The organism is Nocardia sp. GP40, from assembly GCF_050434125.1.
In the GTDB taxonomy this organism is placed as follows: domain Bacteria; phylum Actinomycetota; class Actinomycetes; order Mycobacteriales; family Mycobacteriaceae; genus Nocardia; species Nocardia albiluteola.
In genome coordinates this window covers 389,686-409,066 of the sequence record NZ_JBNPVW010000005.1, presented here as the reverse complement: position 1 = coordinate 409,066, position 19,381 = coordinate 389,686, and the positions used below count along the sequence as shown (strand labels likewise).

1 protein-coding gene (cut by a window edge) is annotated in these 19,381 nt (G+C 70.9%); it reads left to right on the top strand.

Annotated elements, in window-relative coordinates:
* Positions 1 to 19,381, top strand: the 3' portion of a protein-coding gene (locus tag ABH933_RS18345; RefSeq protein ID WP_429455048.1) for a non-ribosomal peptide synthase/polyketide synthase. It extends 32,147 nt beyond the left edge of the window; only the last 19,381 of its 51,528 coding nucleotides appear in the window; the start codon falls outside the window, past its left edge; the stop codon is at positions 19,379 to 19,381.

Below are 19,381 nucleotides of genomic sequence, written 5' to 3'. Positions count from 1 at the left end.
GATCGCCGCCGAGGGCGTGAGCGTCGCGCACTTCGTGCCGTCGATGCTGACCGTCTTCGTGGCCGAACCCGCTGCCGCGCAGTGTGCATCGCTGCGGATGGTGTTCGCCTCGGGTGAGGCGCTGGTGTCCAAGTCGGCGCAGCGCCTGCGCCGGCTGACCGGCGCCGGCATGCACAACCTGTACGGCCCGACCGAGGCCGCGGTCGACGTCACCTATCACCAGGTGACTGACGCCGACCTCGACACGGTGCCGATCGGCCGCCCGGTGTTCAACACCCGGGTGTACGTGCTGGATTCGCGACTGCGGCCGGTGCCCCAGGGCGTCGGGGGCGAGCTGTATCTCGCGGGCGCCCAGCTCGCGCGCGGCTACGTCGCGCGGACCGATCTGACCTCCGACCGGTTCGTGGCGAACCCGTTCGAGGGCAACGGTTCCCGCATGTACCGCACCGGCGACCTGGTGATGTGGACCGGCGACGGCGAACTGGAATACCTGGGCCGCACCGACTTCCAGGTGAAGCTGCGCGGCCAGCGCCTCGAACTCGGTGAGATCGAGGCCGCGCTGACCGGGCTCGAGGAGATCACCCAGGCCGTGGTCGTGGTCCGCGGCGACCAGCACACCGGCGATCAGCTGGTGGCGTATGTCGTTGCGGTGCCCGGTGTTTCGGTCGACGTGGAGACCCTCCGCGAGGATCTGGGCCGCCGGCTGCCGAGCTACATGGTGCCCTCCATCGTGATGCCGCTGGCGGCGCTGCCGCTCAACGCCTCGGGCAAGCTGGACCGGCGGGCGCTGCCCGCGCCGGTGTTCGAGGCGGCGGTCTTCCGCGCGCCCACCACGCCGGTCGAGGAGATCGTCGCGGGCATCTTCGCCGAGGTACTGGGCCTGGACCGGGTCGGCCTGGACGACGACTTCTTCGCCCTGGGCGGTAACTCGCTCAACGCCACCCAGGTGGCGGCGCGGCTGTCCGCCGCGCTGAACAAGCAGCTGGGCGTGCGCGAGATCTTCGACGCCTCCACGGTGGCGGCGCTGGCCGCGCGCGCGGAGTCGCCCGCGGGCACCGGCGTGCGCACGCCCCTGGTGCCGCAGCCGCGCCCGGAGCGGATTCCGCTGTCGATGGCGCAGCGGCGCATGTGGTTCCTCAACCGCTTCGATCCCGATTCCGCGATCGACAACATGCCGCTGGTGCTGCGGCTCTCGGGCCTGCTGGACCGGCAGGCGCTGCACATCGCGGTCGCCGACGTGCTGGCGCGGCACGAGTCGCTGCGCACCCGGTACCCGGAGATCGACGGCGCGGCGTACCAGGAGATCCTGCCGACCAGCAAGGTGCTCCCGGATCTGACGCCGATCGAGATCAGCGAGACCGACCTGCCGGCGCAGCTGGCGGAGCTGGCGCTGACCGGATTCGACGTCACCGCCGCGGTCCCCATGCGGATCCGGCTGTTCGAGGTCAGCCCCACCGAGCACGTGCTGGCCCTGGTGCTGCACCACATCTCCGGTGACGGCTTCTCGCTCGGGCCGTTCGCCCGGGACGTGATGATCGCCTACAGCGCCCGCGTCGACGGCGGCGAGCCGGCCTGGCAGCCGCTCGAGGTGCAGTACGCGGACTACGCGCTGTGGCAGCGCGACGTGCTGGGTTCCGAGGACGATCCGGAATCGGTGATCTCCCAGCAGATCTCGTACTGGACCCAGACCCTCGCGGGCCTGCCCGAGCAGCTGGACCTGCCCGCGGACCGGTCGCGTCCGGCGGTGGCCTCGGGCCGCGGCGCGATCCACGACATCACGATCGACGCCGAAACCCAGTCCCGGCTCGCGGATCTGGCGCGCGCGCACGGCACCACCATGTTCATGGTCATCCACGCGGCGCTGGCGGTGCTGCTCTCGCGCCTGAGCGGCGAGTCCGACATCGCGATCGGCACCCCGGTCGCCGGTCGCGGCGAGCGCGCGCTGGACGACGTCGTCGGCATGTTCGTCAACACCCTGGTGCTGCGGACCCCGGTCCGCTCCGCCGAGGGCTTCAGCGATCTGCTGCGCTCGGTCCGCTCCGGCGACATCGCCGCCTTCGGGCATGCGGACCTGCCGTTCGAGCGGCTGGTGGAGATCCTGAACCCGTCCCGGTCGCAGGCACGGCACCCGCTGTTCCAGGTGATGCTGTCGCTGCAGAACACCGGTCAGACCACGCTGGATCTGCCCGGCCTGTCGGTCACCGGCGTCGGAACGCCCATCGAGACGGCCAAATTCGATCTGCATCTCGAGCTCACCGAGCGGATGCACGTGGCCGACACCTCGGGCAGCGGGTCCACCACCGCGGCCGGTATCAACGCCAAATTCATCTACGCGACGGACCTTTTCGACGAGGCCTCCGTCGCGCAGATCGCCCGCCGGTTCATCCGGCTGCTCAAGGCCGTCGTGGCGATGCCGGACCGGCCGATCGGCGATATCCCGCTGCTGGACGCGGCCGAGGCGGCGCAGCAGCTGCGCGGCTGGAACCAGACCGACCGCGACACCGGCGTGTCCGGCCTGCTGTTCCCGCTGTTCGCCGCGCAGGTGCGGGCCACGCCCGACGCCGTCGCGGTCGTCGACCCGTCCACCGGCACGCAGCTGACCTATGCCGAATTCGCCGCGCGGGTGCACCGCCTGGCCCGGCATCTCGTCCGGATCGGCGTCGGCCCGGAAGCCCGTGTGGCCCTGGGCATGCGGCGTTCGCTGGATCTGCTGGTGGCGATCTACGCGATCCAGGAGGCCGGCGGCACCTACGTGCCGCTGGATCTGGATCAGCCCGCCGAGCGCATCGGTCACGTTCTCGAGACCGCGGCGCCGGTGTGCATCCTCACGACCACTCGTGACGGCTTCGACGCCCCCGATGCGGCCCCGTCGCTGCGGGTCGACCAGGAGGATCTGTCGGGCTACGAGGCCCGCCCGCTCACCCCGGGCGAGCGTCGCGCGCCGCTGCGCCCGGAGCACCCGGCGTACGTGATGTTCACCTCCGGCTCCACCGGACGCCCGAAGGGCGTGGCGATCCCGCACGCCGCCGTGGTCAACCAGATCTGCTGGATGATCGGGCAGCACGGCATCGGCGCACGGGACATCGTGCTGTGGAAGACCCCGGCCACGTTCGACATCTCGGTGTGGGAGCTGTTCGCCCCCTTGGCATCCGGCGCGAGCCTGGTCATCGCGGAGCCGGACGGCCACCGCGACACGCAGTACCTGTGCGACGTGATCGCCGCGGAACGCGTGACGCTGACCTCGTTCTCGCCGTCGATGCTGCGGATCTTCGCCGACGGCGCGGATCCGGCGGCTCTGGGCACGCTGCGCATCCTGTACATGGTGGGCGAGGCGATGACGCCCGACGCGATGGCGGCGTTCGACCGCCTCGGCACCTCGGCGGTGCTGATCAACCAGTACGGCCCCACCGAATTCACGGTGCACGCGATGTACTCGCCGGTCACCCTGGAGATGACCGCGCCGATGCCGATCGGTGTGCCGCTGTGGAATTCGCAGGCCTACGTGCTGGATTCGCGGATGCACCCGGTGCCCGCGGGCGTTGCGGGCGAGCTGTACCTCGCGGGCATCCAGCTGGCGCGCGGCTACATGCGCCGGCCCGATCTGACCTTCGACCGGTTCGTCGCGAATCCCTTCGGGGACGGCGGTTCCCGCATGTACCGCACCGGTGACCTGGTGCGCCGCAACGCGGACGGCACGATCGTCTACCTGGGCCGCACCGACTTCCAGGTCAAGCTGCGCGGTCAGCGCATCGAGCTCGGCGAGATCGAGGCCGCGCTCGCGGCGCACGATTCGGTCGCGCAGGCCGTCGCGGTGGTGCACACCTCCGAGCGCACCGGCGACCGGCTGATCGCGTACGTGGTGCTCGAGCAGGACGGGGCCGAGGCGGACGTGGACGCGCTGCGCGCGCACCTGTCGCAACTGCTGCCGTCGTACATGGTCCCGGCCGGATTCGTGGTGCTGGATGCCTTCCCGCTGAACGCCAACGGCAAGCTGGATCGCCGGGCGCTGCCCGAGCCGGAGCTGACCGCGCGCGAATTCCGAGCGCCGACAACGCCGATGGAAGAGCTGGTCGCGGCCACCCTCGCCGAGGTGCTGGGCCTGTCCGAGCAGCAGGTCGGCGTCGACGACGACTTCTTCGATCTCGGCGGCAACTCGCTGCTGGCCACCCAGGTGGTGGCCCGCCTGGGCAACGCGCTGGGCAGCCGCATCCCGGTGCGCCTGCTGTTCGAGGCGTCGAGCGTCGGCGCCCTGGCCCGGCGGGTGACGGGGCTGGACGGGACCGGTCGACGCGAACTCGTCGCCGGGCCGCGTCCGGAGCGGATTCCGCTGTCGCTGGCGCAGCAGCGGATGTGGTTCCTGAACCGCTTCGATACCCAGTCCGCGGCCTACAACGTGCCCGCGGCGGTGCGGTTGACCGGCGCGATCGACGTGGCCGCCCTGCGGGCCGCGCTCGCCGATCTGATCACCCGGCACGAGATCCTGCGCACGATCTACCCGCAGACCACCGACGCCGCCACCATGGTGCCCGAGCAGGTGATTCTGCCCGCGGCGCAGGCGATCTCGGAGGTCGAGCTCGAACTGAGCACGATCGCGCCGGAGCGGGTCGAGGCCGCGGTCGCAGAGCTGGCGTCCACCGGTTTCGACGTCACCGCGCGGATTCCGTTGCGGGTGGCGCTGTTCCGGATCGGCGACGCCGATGACGAGGCGGCACAGGCCGATCCGGTCACCACCGAATCGGTGCTGGTCATCGTGATCCATCACATCTCCGGCGACGGTTCCTCGGTCGGCCCGATGACCCGGGACCTGATGATCGCGTACGCGGCGCGTGCCGCGGGCGCGGCGCCGGACTGGGCGCCGCTGGCGGTCCAGTACGCCGACTACAGCATCTGGCAGCGCGAGGTGCTCGGTTCCGAGGACGATCCGGAGTCGGTGGCCGCCAAGCAGGTCGCCTACTGGAAGACCGAACTGGCCGAGCTGCCCGATCAGCTGGAGCTGCCGGCGGACCGCCCGCGGCCCGCGGTGCAGACCTTCGCCGGCGGCAAGGTCGAGGTGCGCATCGACGCGCGGACGCACCGGGCGCTGTCCGACTTCGCCCGCGCGGAGAACGCGACGCTGTTCATGGTCGTGCACACGGCGCTGGCGCTGCTGCTGGCGCGGTTGTCGGGCACCGGCGACATCGCGATCGGTACCCCGATCGCGGGCCGCGGCGAGTCGGCCGTGGACGACCTGATCGGCATGTTCGTCAACACGCTCGTGTTCCGCACGCGGGTCGATGCGGGCGAGTCGTTCATCGAACTGCTGGCGCGCCAGCGCGAGACCGACCTGCAGGCCTACGCCAACGCGGACGTCCCGTTCGAGCGCCTGGTGGAGGTGCTGAACCCGGAGCGCTCCACGGCGCGGCATCCGCTGTTCCAGGTGGGCCTGTCGTTCCAGAACCTCGGACAGAGCAGCCTGGAGCTGCCGGGTCTGACCGCGTCCGGCGTCGAATTCGACACCGGCCTCTCGCAGTTCGACCTGCACCTGATCGTCGCGGACAGCTACGGCGAAGCCGGTGCGCCCGAGGGCATCGGCGGCTTCCTGACCTACGCCACCGACCTGTTCGAGCGGAACACGGTGCAGGGCTTCGTCGATCGCTTCGTGCGCCTGCTCGGCCAGCTCGTGGCCACCCCGCGGGTGCCGGTCGGCGACATCGACCTGCTCGGCACCGCGGATCGGCGGCGAATCCTCATCGGCCGCAACGAGACCGGGCTGGCCACCGATCGGAAGGCGACGCTGGCCTCGCTGCTCGACGCGACCGTCCACGCGGACGCCGACGCGGTCGCGCTGGTCGGGCCGGACGCCGAGCGGATGACCTACGGCGAGCTGGACTCGCGTGTGAATCGCCTGGCGCGGCACCTGATTTCGCTGGGTGTCGGCCCCGAGTCGCGGGTCGTGCTGGCGCTGCGCCGGTCGGTGGATCTGGTCGTCGCGATGTACGCGGTGACCCGGGCGGGCGGCGCGTACGTGCCGGTCGATCCGGATCAGCCCGCCGAGCGGACCGCGTACATCCTCGAGACGGCCGCGCCGGTGTGCGTGCTGACCAACGCCGACGCGGGCTTCGAGGCCGACGGGGTAGCGGTCGTCCGCATCGACGAGCTGGATCCGGAGCTGAGCGACGCGCCGATCGCCGCCGCGGAGCGGGTCGGCAAGCTGCGCCCGTCGAACACCGCGTACGTGATCTTCACCTCCGGTTCGACCGGCCGCCCGAAGGGCGTGGCCGTGCCGCATCGCGCGATCGTCAACCAGTTGCTGTGGGAGGTCGCGGAATTCGGCCTGAGCGCCGACGATGCCGTGCTGCTGAAGACGGCCTCGACGTTCGACCTGTCGGTGTGGGAGTTCTGGACCGCCGCGGTCTCGGGCGGCCGGATGGTCATCGCCACACCGGACGGGCACCGGGATCCGGCCTACCTGAACGCGCTGATGGCGCGCGAGGGCGTGACGACGCTGCACGTGGTGCCGTCCATGCTCGACGGCCTGCTGACCGAATCGGATGGCGCGCTGCCGGATTCGCTGCGCTGGGTGCTGGCCATCGGTGAGGCGCTACCGGGTTCGGTCGCGCAGCGGTTCCGGGCGCACAACGCCGCGGACCTGTTCAACCTCTACGGCCCGACCGAGGCCGCGGTCTCGATCACCAGCCACGAGGTCACCGACTCCGACCTCACCTCGGTGCCGATCGGCGTGCCGGAGTGGAACAGCCGGGTCTACGTGCTGGATTCGCGCCTGCACCCGGTCATCGACGGCGTATCCGGCGAGCTGTACCTCGCCGGTGCGCAGCTGGCGCGGGGCTACTTCGGTCGCGCGGATCTGACCGCGGATCGCTTCGTGGCCAACCCGTTCGAGCCGGGCACCCGCATGTACCGCACGGGTGACCTGGTGGCGTGGGATGTCAACGGTGAGCTGGAGTACCGGGGCCGCACCGACTTCCAGGTGAAGATTCGTGGTTTCCGGATCGAGCTGGGTGAGATCGAGGCGGCGCTGCTGGCGCTGCCGCAGGTCGGTCAGACCGCGGTGCTGGCGAAGTCCGATGCGCGCCTGGGTGATCGACTGGTCGCCTACCTCGTCCCCGCCGCCGGGGCCGATCTCGATGTGGCACAGGTGAAGTCCGTCCTGTCCGAGGCGCTGCCGTCGTACATGGTGCCCGCGGCGTTCGTGGTGCTGGATGCGCTGCCGCTGAACATCAACGGCAAGCTGGACCGCAAGGCCCTGCCGGAGCCCGAGTTCGAGGCCACGGCCTTCCGCGCGCCCTCGACCCCGATCGAAGAGGTCGTGGCGGGCGTGTTCGCCGAGGTGCTGGGCCTGGACCGGGTCGGCGTCGACGACGATTTCTTTGCGCTCGGTGGTAATTCACTGGTGGCCACCCAGGTCGTCGCGAGAATCGGTGCGCTGCTGGACACCACGGTGCCCGTGCGCCTGATGTTCGAGGCGCCGACGGTGGCCGGGCTGGCCGCCCGGGCCGAGCAGCAGGCCGGTGCGGGCGGGCGCCTGGCGCTGACCGCCGGGCCGCGTCCGGAGCGGATTCCGCTGTCGCTGGCGCAGCAGCGGATGTGGTTCCTGAACCGCTTCGATCCGGAGTCGACCGCGTACAACGTGCCGATCGCGGTGCGGTTGTCGGGTGAGCTCGACGTGGACGCGCTGCGCGCGGCGATCGGTGACCTGGTCGCGCGGCACGAGGTGCTGCGCACGGTGTACCCGGAGGTCGACGGCGGTCCGGTGCAGGTGATCCTGCCCCCGGGCAAGGCAGTTCCGGAGCTGGATGTGCGCACGGTCTCCGCGGAGGAGATCCAGGCGGCGGTCGTCGAGTTCATCGGCACCGTGTTCGACGTGACGGCCGAGGTGCCGGTCCGGGTGGCGCTGTTCGAGGTGCCGGGATCGGAATCCGCCGCCGCGGAGTACGTGCTGGCGATGGTGATCCACCACATCTCCGGTGACGGTTCGTCGGTCGGCCCGCTGACGCGGGATCTGATGCTGGCGTACGCGTCCCGCGCGGCGGGCGATGCGCCGGGCTGGGCGCCGCTGGCGGTGCAGTACGCGGACTACAGCATCTGGCAGCGGGCGCTGCTGGGCAGCGAGGACGATCCGGAGTCGCTGGCGGCCAAGCAGGTTCGGTACTGGCGGTCGGCGCTGGCCGAGCTGCCGGATCAGCTGGATCTGCCCGCCGATCGCGTGCGTCCGGCCGTGCAGTCCTTCGTCGGTGGCAAGGCCGAGCTGCGCATCGACGCCGAGATGCACCGGGCCCTGGTCGAATTGGCCCGCGCGGAGGGCGCGACCGTGTTCATGGTCGTGCACACCGCGCTGGCGGTGCTGCTGGCGCGGTTGTCGGGCACCGAGGACATCGCGATCGGTACGCCGATGGCGGGCCGCGGTGAGGCGCAGCTCGACGATCTGATCGGCATGTTCGTCAACACGCTGGTGTTCCGGACGCAGGTCGCGGCGGGCGAGTCGTTCGCGGATCTGCTCGCGCGTCAGCGTGAGACGGACATTCAGGCGTTCGCGCATGCGGATGTGCCGTTCGAGCGGCTGGTGGAGGTGCTGAACCCGGTTCGTTCGACGGCGCGGCATCCGCTGTTCCAGGTGGGCCTGTCGTTCCAGAACCTGGCGCAGTCCGCGCTGGAGCTGCCGGGCTTGACCGTGGCGCCGCTGCGCCTGGACACCGAGATCTCGCAGTTCGACCTGCACCTGATCATGGCCGACGGCTACGACGAGTCCGGGGCACCGGCCGGGATGGAGGGCTACTTCACCTACGCCACGGACCTGTTCGACGCCGCGACGGTCGCGGGCTTCGTCGATCGGTTCGTCCGGTTGCTCGGCGAGGTCGTCGCGAATTCGCGTACGGCCGTGGGCGATCTGGAGATCCTGGCCGCGGGCGAGCGCACCGAGCTGATCTCCGGGCGCAACGCGACCGCGCACGCGGTCGATCGGGCCGCGACCCTGGCGTCGCTGCTGGATCGCACCGTCGCGGCCACGCCCGACGCCGTGGCGCTGGTGGATCCCGACGGTATCGCGATCACCTACGCCGAGCTCGCCGAGCGCGTGAATCGCCTGGCGCGGCACCTGATCTCGCTGGGCGTGGGCCCGGAGGCACGGGTCGCGCTGGCGCTGCGCCGGTCGGTGGATCTGATCGTCGGCATGTACGCGGTGACCGTCGCGGGCGGTGCGTACGTTCCGGTGGATCCGGATCAGGCCGCCGAGCGCACCGAGTACATCCTCGAGACCGCCGCTCCGGTGTGCGTGCTGACGAGCTCCGCGGTCGTCGCGGACGCCGCGCCGGTGCGGGCGCTGGCCGAGTCGGACCGCACCCTGGTCCGGATCGACGAACTGGAGCTGTCCGGCCTCTCGGGCGATGCGGTCGACGACGCGGAACGCACTGCGCCGCTGCATGATTCGAACACCGCGTACGTGATCTTCACCTCGGGTTCGACCGGGCGCCCCAAGGGCGTCGCGGTGCCGCACGCCGCGATCGTGAACCAGTTGCTCTGGAAGACCGCCGAATTCGGCCTGGGCGCCGACGACGCCGTGCTGCTGAAGACGGCCGCGACGTTCGACCTCTCGGTCTGGGAGTTCTGGACCGGCGCGGCCACGGGCGGCCGCATGATCATCGCGGCCCCCGAGGGTCATCGGGATCCGGCCTACCTCAACGCGCTGATCGCGCGCGAGGGCGTCACCACGCTGCACGCGGTGCCCTCGATGCTCGATGCGCTGGTGACCGCGTCCGGTGGTGCGCTGCCGGATTCGCTGCGCCGGGTGCTGGCCATCGGTGAGGCGCTGCCGGGTGCGGTGGCGCAGCGGTTCCGGGCGCACAATGCCGCGACGCTGTTCAACCTCTACGGTCCGACCGAGGCCGCGGTCTCGATCACCAGCCACGAGGTGACCGACGCCGATGTGACCTCCGTGTCGATCGGTGTGCCGGAGTGGAATTCCCGGGTGTACGTGCTGGATTCGCGGCTGCGGCCGGTGCCCGCGGGTGTCGCGGGTGAGCTGTATCTGGCGGGCGCGCAGCTGGCGCGCGGCTACTTCGGTCGCGCGGACCTGACCGCGGATCGGTTCGTGGCCAACCCGTTCGGCGACGGCGAGCGGATGTACCGCACCGGCGACCTGGTGGCCTGGAATGCCGCCGGTGAGCTGGAGTACCGGGGCCGCACCGACTTCCAGGTGAAGATTCGTGGTTTCCGGATCGAGCTGGGCGAGATCGAGGCGGCGCTGCTGGCGCTGCCGCAGATCGGCCAGACCGCGGTTCTCGCGAAGTCCGATGCGCGCCTGGGCGATCGGCTGGTCGCATACGTGGTCCCGGCCGATGCCGAGACGGGCGTCGACGTCGACGCGACCAGGTCGGCACTCGAGGCCGCGCTGCCGTCGTACATGGTGCCCGCGGCGTTCGTGACGCTGGATGCGTTGCCGCTGAACGTGAACGGCAAGCTGGATCGCAAGGCCCTGCCCGAGCCGGAGTTCGAGGCCGCGGCCTTCCGTGCGCCCTCGACCCCGATCGAGGAGATCGTGGCCGGGGTGTTCGCCGAGGTGCTGGGCCTGGACCGGGTCGGCGCCGACGACGATTTCTTTGCCCTGGGCGGCAACTCGCTGGTGGCCACGCAGGTCGTCGCGCGGCTCGGCGCCGCGCTGGGCGCGCAGGTCCCGGTGCGGGTCGTGTTCGAGGCATCGACGGTGGCCGGTCTGGCCGCCAAGGTCGAGCAGGGTGCGGGCGTCGACGGTCGCCCGACGCTGGCCGCCGGGCCGCGTCCGGAGCGGATTCCGCTGTCGCTGGCGCAGCAGCGGATGTGGTTCCTGAACCGCTTCGATCCGAGCTCCACCGCGTACAACGTCCCGGTGGCGGTCCGCCTGACCGGCGCGCTGGACGTGGCGGCGCTGCGCGCGGCGATCGGTGACCTGGTTGCCCGGCACGAGGTGCTGCGCACGGTGTACCCCGAGGTCGACGGAACTGAGTTCACCCACCCCGCCGACTCCGCAAGCTCCGTCGGCTTGCCATCCCCGGCGGTGCAGGTGATTCTGCCCGCGGCGCAGGCGGTTCCGGAGCTGGAAGTGCATCGGATCGGCGCGACCGAGATCGAGACGGCCGTGGTCGAGTTCTTCTCCACCGCCTTCGATGTGGTGGAGCAGGTGCCGCTGCGTGTCCGGTTGTACGAGCTGGCCGACGGCGCGCCGGACGGCGATTACGTGCTGGCCATGGTCGTGCACCACATCTCCGGCGACGGTTCCTCGATGGGCCCGCTGACCCGCGACGTCATGACCGCCTACGCGGCGCGCGCGGCGGGGGAGGCCCCCGGCTGGGCGCCGCTGGCGGTGCAGTACGCGGACTACAGCATCTGGCAGCGCGAGCTGCTGGGCAGCGAGGACGATCCGGCATCGCTGGCGGCCCAGCAGATCGAGTACTGGCGCACCGCGCTGGCCGATCTCCCCGAGCAGCTGGACCTGCCGTCCGACCGGCCGCGCCCCGCGGTGCGGAGCTCGCTCGGCGGCAAGGTGCGGGTCCCGATCGACGCCGAGCTGCACCGGGAGCTGTCCGAGCTGGCGCGCGCCGAGGGCGCGACGCTGTTCATGCTGGTGCACACCGCGTTCGCGGTGCTGCTGGCGCGGCTGTCGGGCACCGAGGACATCGCCATCGGTACGCCGATGGCGGGCCGCGGCGACGCCCAGCTCGACGACCTGATCGGTATGTTCATCAATACGCTGGTCTTCCGCACGCAGGTCGACGCGGGCGAGTCGTTCGCGGATCTGCTTGCGCGCCAGCGCGAGACGGACATCCAGGCGTTCGCGCACACGGATGTGCCGTTCGAGCGTCTGGTCGAGGTGCTGAACCCGGTCCGTTCGACGGCGCGGCATCCGCTGTTCCAGGTGGGCCTGTCGTTCCAGAACCTCGGCCTGTCGGCCATGGAGCTGCCCGGCCTGAGCCTGTCGGCGGTCGACTTCGACACCCAGCTGTCGCAGTTCGATCTGCACCTGATCGTCTCGGACACCTACGACGACTCGGGCGCGCCGGCGGGTCTGGCCGGAATCCTCACCTACGCCAGCGATCTGTTCGACGCGGCGACCGTCGAGGGCTTCGCGGACCGCTTTGTTCGCCTGCTGCGGGAGATCGTGGCCGCGCCGCGCACCGCGGTCGGCGACATCGAGCTGCTCGAGGGCGCCGAACGGGATCGAATCCTGGTGCGGTGGAACGACACCCGGCACGAGATCGCGCCGGAGCTGCTGCTGGACGGCTACCGCCGTGCGGTCGCGGCGCATCCGGATCGGATCGCGGTCGCGTACGAGGGCGAGGAGCTCACCTACCGGGAGTTCGACGAGCGGGTCAATCTGCTCGCGCGCCGGTTGATCTGGGCCGGTGTGGGTCCGGAACTGCTGGTCGGCCTGGCGATCCGGCGTTCGCTGGACCTGGTCGTCGGCATGTACGCGATCCTCACCGCCGGTGGCGCGTACGTGCCGCTGGATCCGGATCATCCGGCCGAGCGCATCGCGCACGTGCTCGAGACCGCGCAGCCGGTCTGCGTGCTCACCCGGACCGAGGACGCGGTGCCGGTGCCCGACGACGTCATGGTGCTGGACCTGAACACCATCGACCTCGACGGCTTCGAGACCACCCCGCTGGAGGCCGACGAGCTCATCGAACCGCAGCACCCGGACAACCCGGCGTACGTGATCTTCACCTCGGGCTCCACCGGGCGCCCGAAGGGCGTGGCGGTCTCGCACGCGGCGATCCACAACCAGATCGCCTGGATGCTGGACCAGTACCCGATGGGCGAGCAGGACGTCTACTTCCAGAAGACGGCCACGACGTTCGACGTGTCGCTGTGGGGCTACTTCATGCCCCTGCGCGCCGGGTCGAAGCTCGTCGTCGCCACCCACGACGGCCACCGCGATCCGCTCTACATCGCGGAAACCCTTGCCGCGCAGCGGGTCACCGTCACCGACTTCGTGCCCTCGATGCTCACGGTCTTCGCCGCGCACACCGTGGCGGGCGCGGTGCCGTCGCTGCGCGAGGTCTTCGTGATCGGCGAGGCGCTGCCGCCGGAGACCGTCGCGGCCATGCGGTCGGTGTCCGATGCCGCGCTGCACAACCTGTACGGGCCGACCGAGGCCGCGGTGTCCATCACCTACTGGCCCGCGACCGGCGCCGAGCGGGGCAGCGTCCCGATCGGTGTGCCGCAGTGGAACTCCCGCGCCTACGTGCTGGATTCGCGACTGCGGCCGGTGCCGGCCGGGGTGGCGGGCGAGCTGTACCTGGCCGGTGACCAGCTGGCCCGCGGCTACGTCGCTCGTCCGGACCTGACCTCGGATCGGTTCGTGGCCAACCCGTTCGGCGCGGGCGAGCGGATGTACCGCACCGGCGACCTGGCGGCGTGGCGCGTGGTCGACGGCGTGCCGGTCCTGGATTACCTGGGCCGCACCGACTTCCAGGTGAAGTTCCGCGGCCAGCGGATCGAGCTCGGCGAGATCGAGTCGGCGCTGCTGGCGCAGCCGTCGGTGAGCCAGGCCGTAGCCCTGGTGATGCCGTCGGATCTGGGCGATCAGCTGGTGGCCTACGTGGTGCCCGCACCGGGCGAGACGGTCGAGGGCGCGGAGCTGCTGGAGGCGGCGCGGCGTACCCTGCCCGCCTACATGGTTCCGTCGCTGGTCATCGACCTGGAGGCGCTGCCGCTCAACGCCAGCGGCAAGCTCGATCGCAAGGCGCTGCCGCAGCCGACGTTCATCCAGCGGGAGTTCCGCGCGCCGTCCACCCCGATCGAGGAGATCGTGGCGGGCGTGTTCGCCGACGTGCTCGGCGTCGAGCGGGTCGGCGCGGACGACGACTTCTTCTCGCTCGGCGGCAACTCGCTGATCGCCACCCAGGTCATCGCGCGCCTCGGCGCGGCGGTGGGCGCCCGGGTGCCGGTCCGGCTGCTGTTCGAGACCCCGACGGTCACCGCGCTCGCGGCGGCCGTGGAGTCCCAGTCCCGCGGCACGCGAGTGGAATTGGGCAGCCTGGAGCGTCCGGAGCGGATTCCGCTGTCGCTGGCGCAGCAGCGGATGTGGTTCCTGAACCGCTTCGATCCGGAGTCCACGGCGTACAACGTGCCGATCGCGGTGCGGTTGTCCGGCGCGCTGGACGTGGAAGCCCTGCGTGCCGCGGTGGGCGATCTGGTCGCCCGGCACGAGGTGCTGCGCACGATCTATCCCGAGATGGACGGTGCTCCGGTGCAGGTGATCCTGCCGCCGGGCAAGGCGGTTCCGGAACTGGATGTGCGCACGGTCTCCGCCGAGGAGGTCCAGGGCGCGGTCGTCGGGTTCATCGGCACCGTGTTCGACGTGACCACCGAGGTGCCGCTGCGGGTGGCGCTGTTCGGGGTGACCGGTGAGAATGCCACCAGCACAGCCGAATACGTGCTGGCGATGGTCGTGCACCACATCTCGGGCGACGGTTCGTCGGTCGGCCCGCTGACGCGGGATCTGATGCTCGCGTACGCGTCCCGCGCCGCCGGTGAGGCGCCCGGGTGGGCGCCGCTGGCCGTGCAGTACGCGGACTACAGCATCTGGCAGCGCGAGGTGCTGGGCAGCGAGGACGATCCGGAATCGTTGGCGGCCAAGCAGGTTCAGTACTGGCGCGCGGCCCTGGCCGAGCTGCCGGATCAGCTGGATATGCCCTCGGACCGGCCGCGCCCACCGGCGCAGTCGTTCGCGGGCGATCGGGCCGAGCTGACCATCGATGCCGAGCTGCATCGGGCGCTGATGGAGCTGGCGCGGGCCGAGGGCGCGACGCTGTTCATGGTCGTGCACACCGCGCTGTCGGTGCTGCTGGCGCGGCTGTCCGGCACCGACGACATCGCCATCGGCACGCCGACGGCGGGTCGCGGCGAGGCCCAGCTCGACGACCTGATCGGCATGTTCGTCAACACCCTGGTCTTCCGGACCCAGGTCGCGGCGGGCGAGTCGTTCGCGGATCTGCTTGCCCGCCAGCGTGAATCGGATATCCAGGCGTTCGCGCACGCGGACGTCCCGTTCGAGCGGCTGGTGGAGGTGCTGAACCCGGTCCGTTCGACCGCGCGGCATCCGCTGTTCCAGGTCAGCCTGTCGTTCCAGAACCAGGCGCAGGCCGGGCTGGAACTGCCGGGCCTGACCGTCGCGCCGCTGCAGCTCGACACGGTGGTCTCGCAGTTCGACCTGCACGTCATCATGGTCGACAACTACGACGAGTCCGGCGCCGGAGCAGGCATCGGCGGCTACTTCACCTACGCGACGGACCTGTTCGACGCGGCGACGGTGCAGGGCTTCGTGGATCGGTTCGTGCGACTGCTCGGCGAGATCGTCGCCGCGCCGCGCATCCCGGTCGGCGACATCGACTACCTGGCCGCGGGCGAACTGGACGAGCTGGTGTCGGGCCGCAACGCGACCGCGCACGAGGTCGATCGGTCCGCCACCCTGGCCTCGCTGCTGGATCACACGATCTCCGAGCACCCGGACGCGACCGCGCTGGTCGGGCCCGACGGCGCCACGCTCACCTTCGCCGAACTCGATCGTCGGGTGAACGCCCTGGCGCGGCACCTGATCTCGCTGGGCGTGGGCCCGGAGTCGCGGGTCGTGCTGGCGCTGCGGCGCTCGATCGATCTGGTGGTCGCCATGTACGCGGTGACCGTCGCAGGTGGCGCGTACGTCCCGGTGGATCCGGATCAGGCGGCCGAGCGGACCGAGTACATCCTCGAGACCTCCGCGCCGGTGTGCGTGCTGACCAACGCGGAGACCGGCTTCGAGACCGCGATCGCCCCGGTGATCCGGATCGACGAGGTCGAGGCGGACGACGATTCGCCGATCGACGACGAGGAGCGCCTGGGCGCGCTGCGCCCGGACAACACGGCCTACGTGCTGTTCACCTCGGGCTCGACCGGCCGCCCGAAGGGCGTCGCGGTCTCGCACGGCGCGGTGGTTAACCAGTTGCTCTGGAAGATCGACGAATTCGGGATGGGTCCCGACGACGTGATGTTCCAGAAGATCGCCACCACCTTCGACGTGTCGATGTGGGAATTCTGGAGCGGCGCGGTGTGCGGCGGCCGGTTGGTCATCGCAACCCCGGACGGCCACCAGGATCCGGCGTACCTCAACGAGGTGATGCGCCGCGAGGGCGTCACGACGCTGCACGTGGTGCCCTCGGCGCTGGATGCGATGCTCACCGAATCCGATGGGGCGCTGGCCCCCTCGCTGCGGCGGGCCCTCGCGATCGGCGAGGCGCTGCCGGGCACGGTCGCGCAGCGGTTCCTGCGGCACAACACCGCCGGGCTGTTCAACGTGTACGGCCCGACCGAGGCGGCCATCTCGATCACCAACCACGAGGTGACCGAGGCCGACGTCACGTCCGTGTCGATCGGTGTGCCGGAGTGGAATTCCCAGGTGTACGTGCTGGATTCGCGGTTGCGCCCGGTGCCCGCCGGCACCCCCGGCGAGCTGTATCTGGCCGGTGTGCAGCTGGCCCGCGGCTACCTCGGCCGCGCGGACCTGACCTCGGATCGCTTCGTGGCCAACCCGTTCGCGGCCGGGGAGCGCATGTACCGCACCGGCGACCTCGTCGTCTGGAACGCCGATGGTGAGCTGGACTACCGGGGCCGCACCGACTTCCAGGTGAAGATCCGCGGCTTCCGTATCGAGCTCGGCGAGATCGAGGCGGCGCTGCTGACCCTGCCGGAGGTGGCGCAGGCCGCGGTGCTGGCGAAATCCGATGCGCGCCTGGGCGATCGCCTGGTCGCGTACCTGGTGCCGGCCGCCGATACGGTCATCGATACCGCGCGGGTGAAGTCGGAGCTGTCGGCAGGCCTGCCCTCCTACATGGTGCCCACGGCATTCGTGATGATGGAGGCCATGCCGCTGAACGTGAGCGGCAAGCTGGACCGCAAGGCGTTGCCGGAGCCGGAGTTCGAGACGACCCCGTACCGGGCGCCGTCGACCCCGACCGAGCTGATCCTGGCCGAGGTGTTCGCGGATGTGCTGGGACGCGAGGAGATCGGCGCCGATGACGACTTCTTCGGCCTCGGCGGCAACAGCATCCTGTCGATCCAGCTGGTGTCCCGGGCCAAGGCCCGCGGCGTGCTGTTCGGCGCGCGCGACGTGTTCGAGCGGCGCACCATCGCCGAGCTGGCCGCGGCCGCGAAGCTGGGCACCGGCACCGAGCTCGTGCTGCCGACCGGCCCGCTGGTCGAGCCCGATCCGGCGGACCTGGCGGTGTGGGAGCAGGCGTATCCCGGGATGACCGAGGTGTGGCCGCTCTCGCCGCTGCAGTCGGGTCTGCTGTTCCACGCGTTGATGACCCAGTCGACGGTGGACATCTACACCCAGCAGGCGGTGATCGACTTCGGCGGAACGCTGGACGTCGAGCGGTTGCACAGGGCCGCGCAGGCCCTGGTCGACCGGTACGACAACCTGCGGGTCGCCTTCACCACCGACGCGGTCGGCATGCCCGTGCAGATCGTGCAGAACGATGTCGAGGTCGCCTGGCACGAAAGCGATCTCACCGATGTTCCCGCCGACGACCTCGAGGCCGAGCTGGTCTCGCGGCTGCGGCAGGAGCGCGCGGTGCGCTTCGACATGACGGTGCCGCCGCTGATCCGGTTCGGGCTGTACCGGGCCGGCGAACAGCGGTGGCGCCTGGCGATCACCGCGCACCACATCCTGTTCGACGGTTGGTCGCTGCCGCTGCTCATGCGGGATCTGCTGGTGCTGTACGCGGTGCACGGCGACGGCAGCACGCTGCCGCCGGCGGCCTCGTACCGGGACTTCCTGGCGTGGCTGTCGGTTCGCGACGAGTCCGAATCGCTGCAGGCGTGGACGCAGGCCCTGGCCGGGGTGGATGAGCCGACTCAGCTTGCGCCGCAACCGAAGACGGCCGAGCAGTTCCAGATCGACACGCTGAAACTGGAATTCGACGCCGAACGCACGCAGCAGCTGAGCAAGTTCAGCGCCGACCTGGGCGTCACGCTGAACACCCTGCTGCAGGGGGCGTGGGGTCTGCTGGTGGGCCGGTTGACCGGACGCGGCGATGTGGTGTTCGGCGCGACGGTGTCGGGTCGTCCGCCGGAGCTGCCGGGCATCGAGCAGATGGTGGGTCTGTTCATCAACACCCTGCCGGTGCGGGTGCGGCTCGACGATCGCGCGAGCGTTCGCGCGCTGCTGGCCGGGCTGCAGGGCGAGCAGGCCGCGCTGCTGGACCACCACTACGTGGGCCTGACCGACATCCAGCGGGTGGCGGGCGCCGGTGCGCAGTTCGATTCGCTGGTGGTGTTCGAGTCCTATCCGGTCGACCGGTCGGCCATCGAGGCCGCCAGCTCGATCGACGGCGCCTCGGTGACCGGCGTGGACTTCCTGGGCGGCACCCACTATCCGCTCACGCTGATGGTGACCGCCGAGGAGACACTCCGCATCGCCATGGAGTACCAGACCAGCCGCTTCACCCTCGCCGAGGTGCAGACCCTGGCGGCCCGGCTGGAGCGGGTGCTCGAGGCGCTGGTATCCGATCCCGAGGCGCCGGTGGGTGGCATCGATATCCTCGACGCCGCCGAACGGGCCCGCATCCTGGCCGAATCCGGCGTCGCCGCAACCGAATCCGCGGCGAGCGCCGCGGCGCTGGTCGGCGCCCGGACGGTGGCCAAGGCGCTGGGCACGGTCGTCGAGGAGGATCCGCAGGCCCCGGCGCTGCTGTCCGACGGCGCCGAAATCGCCTACCAGGCAGTGGATTCGCGGTCCTCGCAGCTGGCCCGGGTGCTGATCACCCGCGGCGTGGGCCCCGGCGACATCGTCGCGGTCGCGCTGCCGCGCTCGGTGGACGCGGTGGTCGCGCTGTGGGCGGTGCAGAAGGCCGGCGCCGCGGCGCTGTTCGCGCACGGCCTGTCCTTCGGCGAGATCGTCTCCGCGGGAGCGGGATTCGGCATCACCCTCGAACCGGCGGCCAAGTCGGTGCGCTGGCTGGTGCCGACCGATCCGAAGGTCCGCGAGGAACTCGCCGCGGCCCCGGCCCATCCGGTCTCCTACGCCGACCGGCTGCGCCCGCTCGAGCAGGACCACCCGGCCCTGATGGCCCGCCGTCCCGACGGCACCTGGCTCACCCTGACCCAGGAACAGGCCCTCGACCACGCCGAGACCCTGCGCGAGGACAACGAGGTCGACTACGAGTCGACGACGTTCACCACGGCCACCGCGGGCCCCGCGGCCCTGGACGAGTTCCTGGCCGCGGCCACCGCGGGCGCCCTGTCGGTCCTCCCGACCGGCGCCGACGTCGCCGACGACCTGGCCGACGCCGAGGTCACCCACTGGTTCGCCGGTCCGGACGAATCCACGGCGGTGGCCGACGACGAGATTCGGGTGATCATCGCGGAGTAA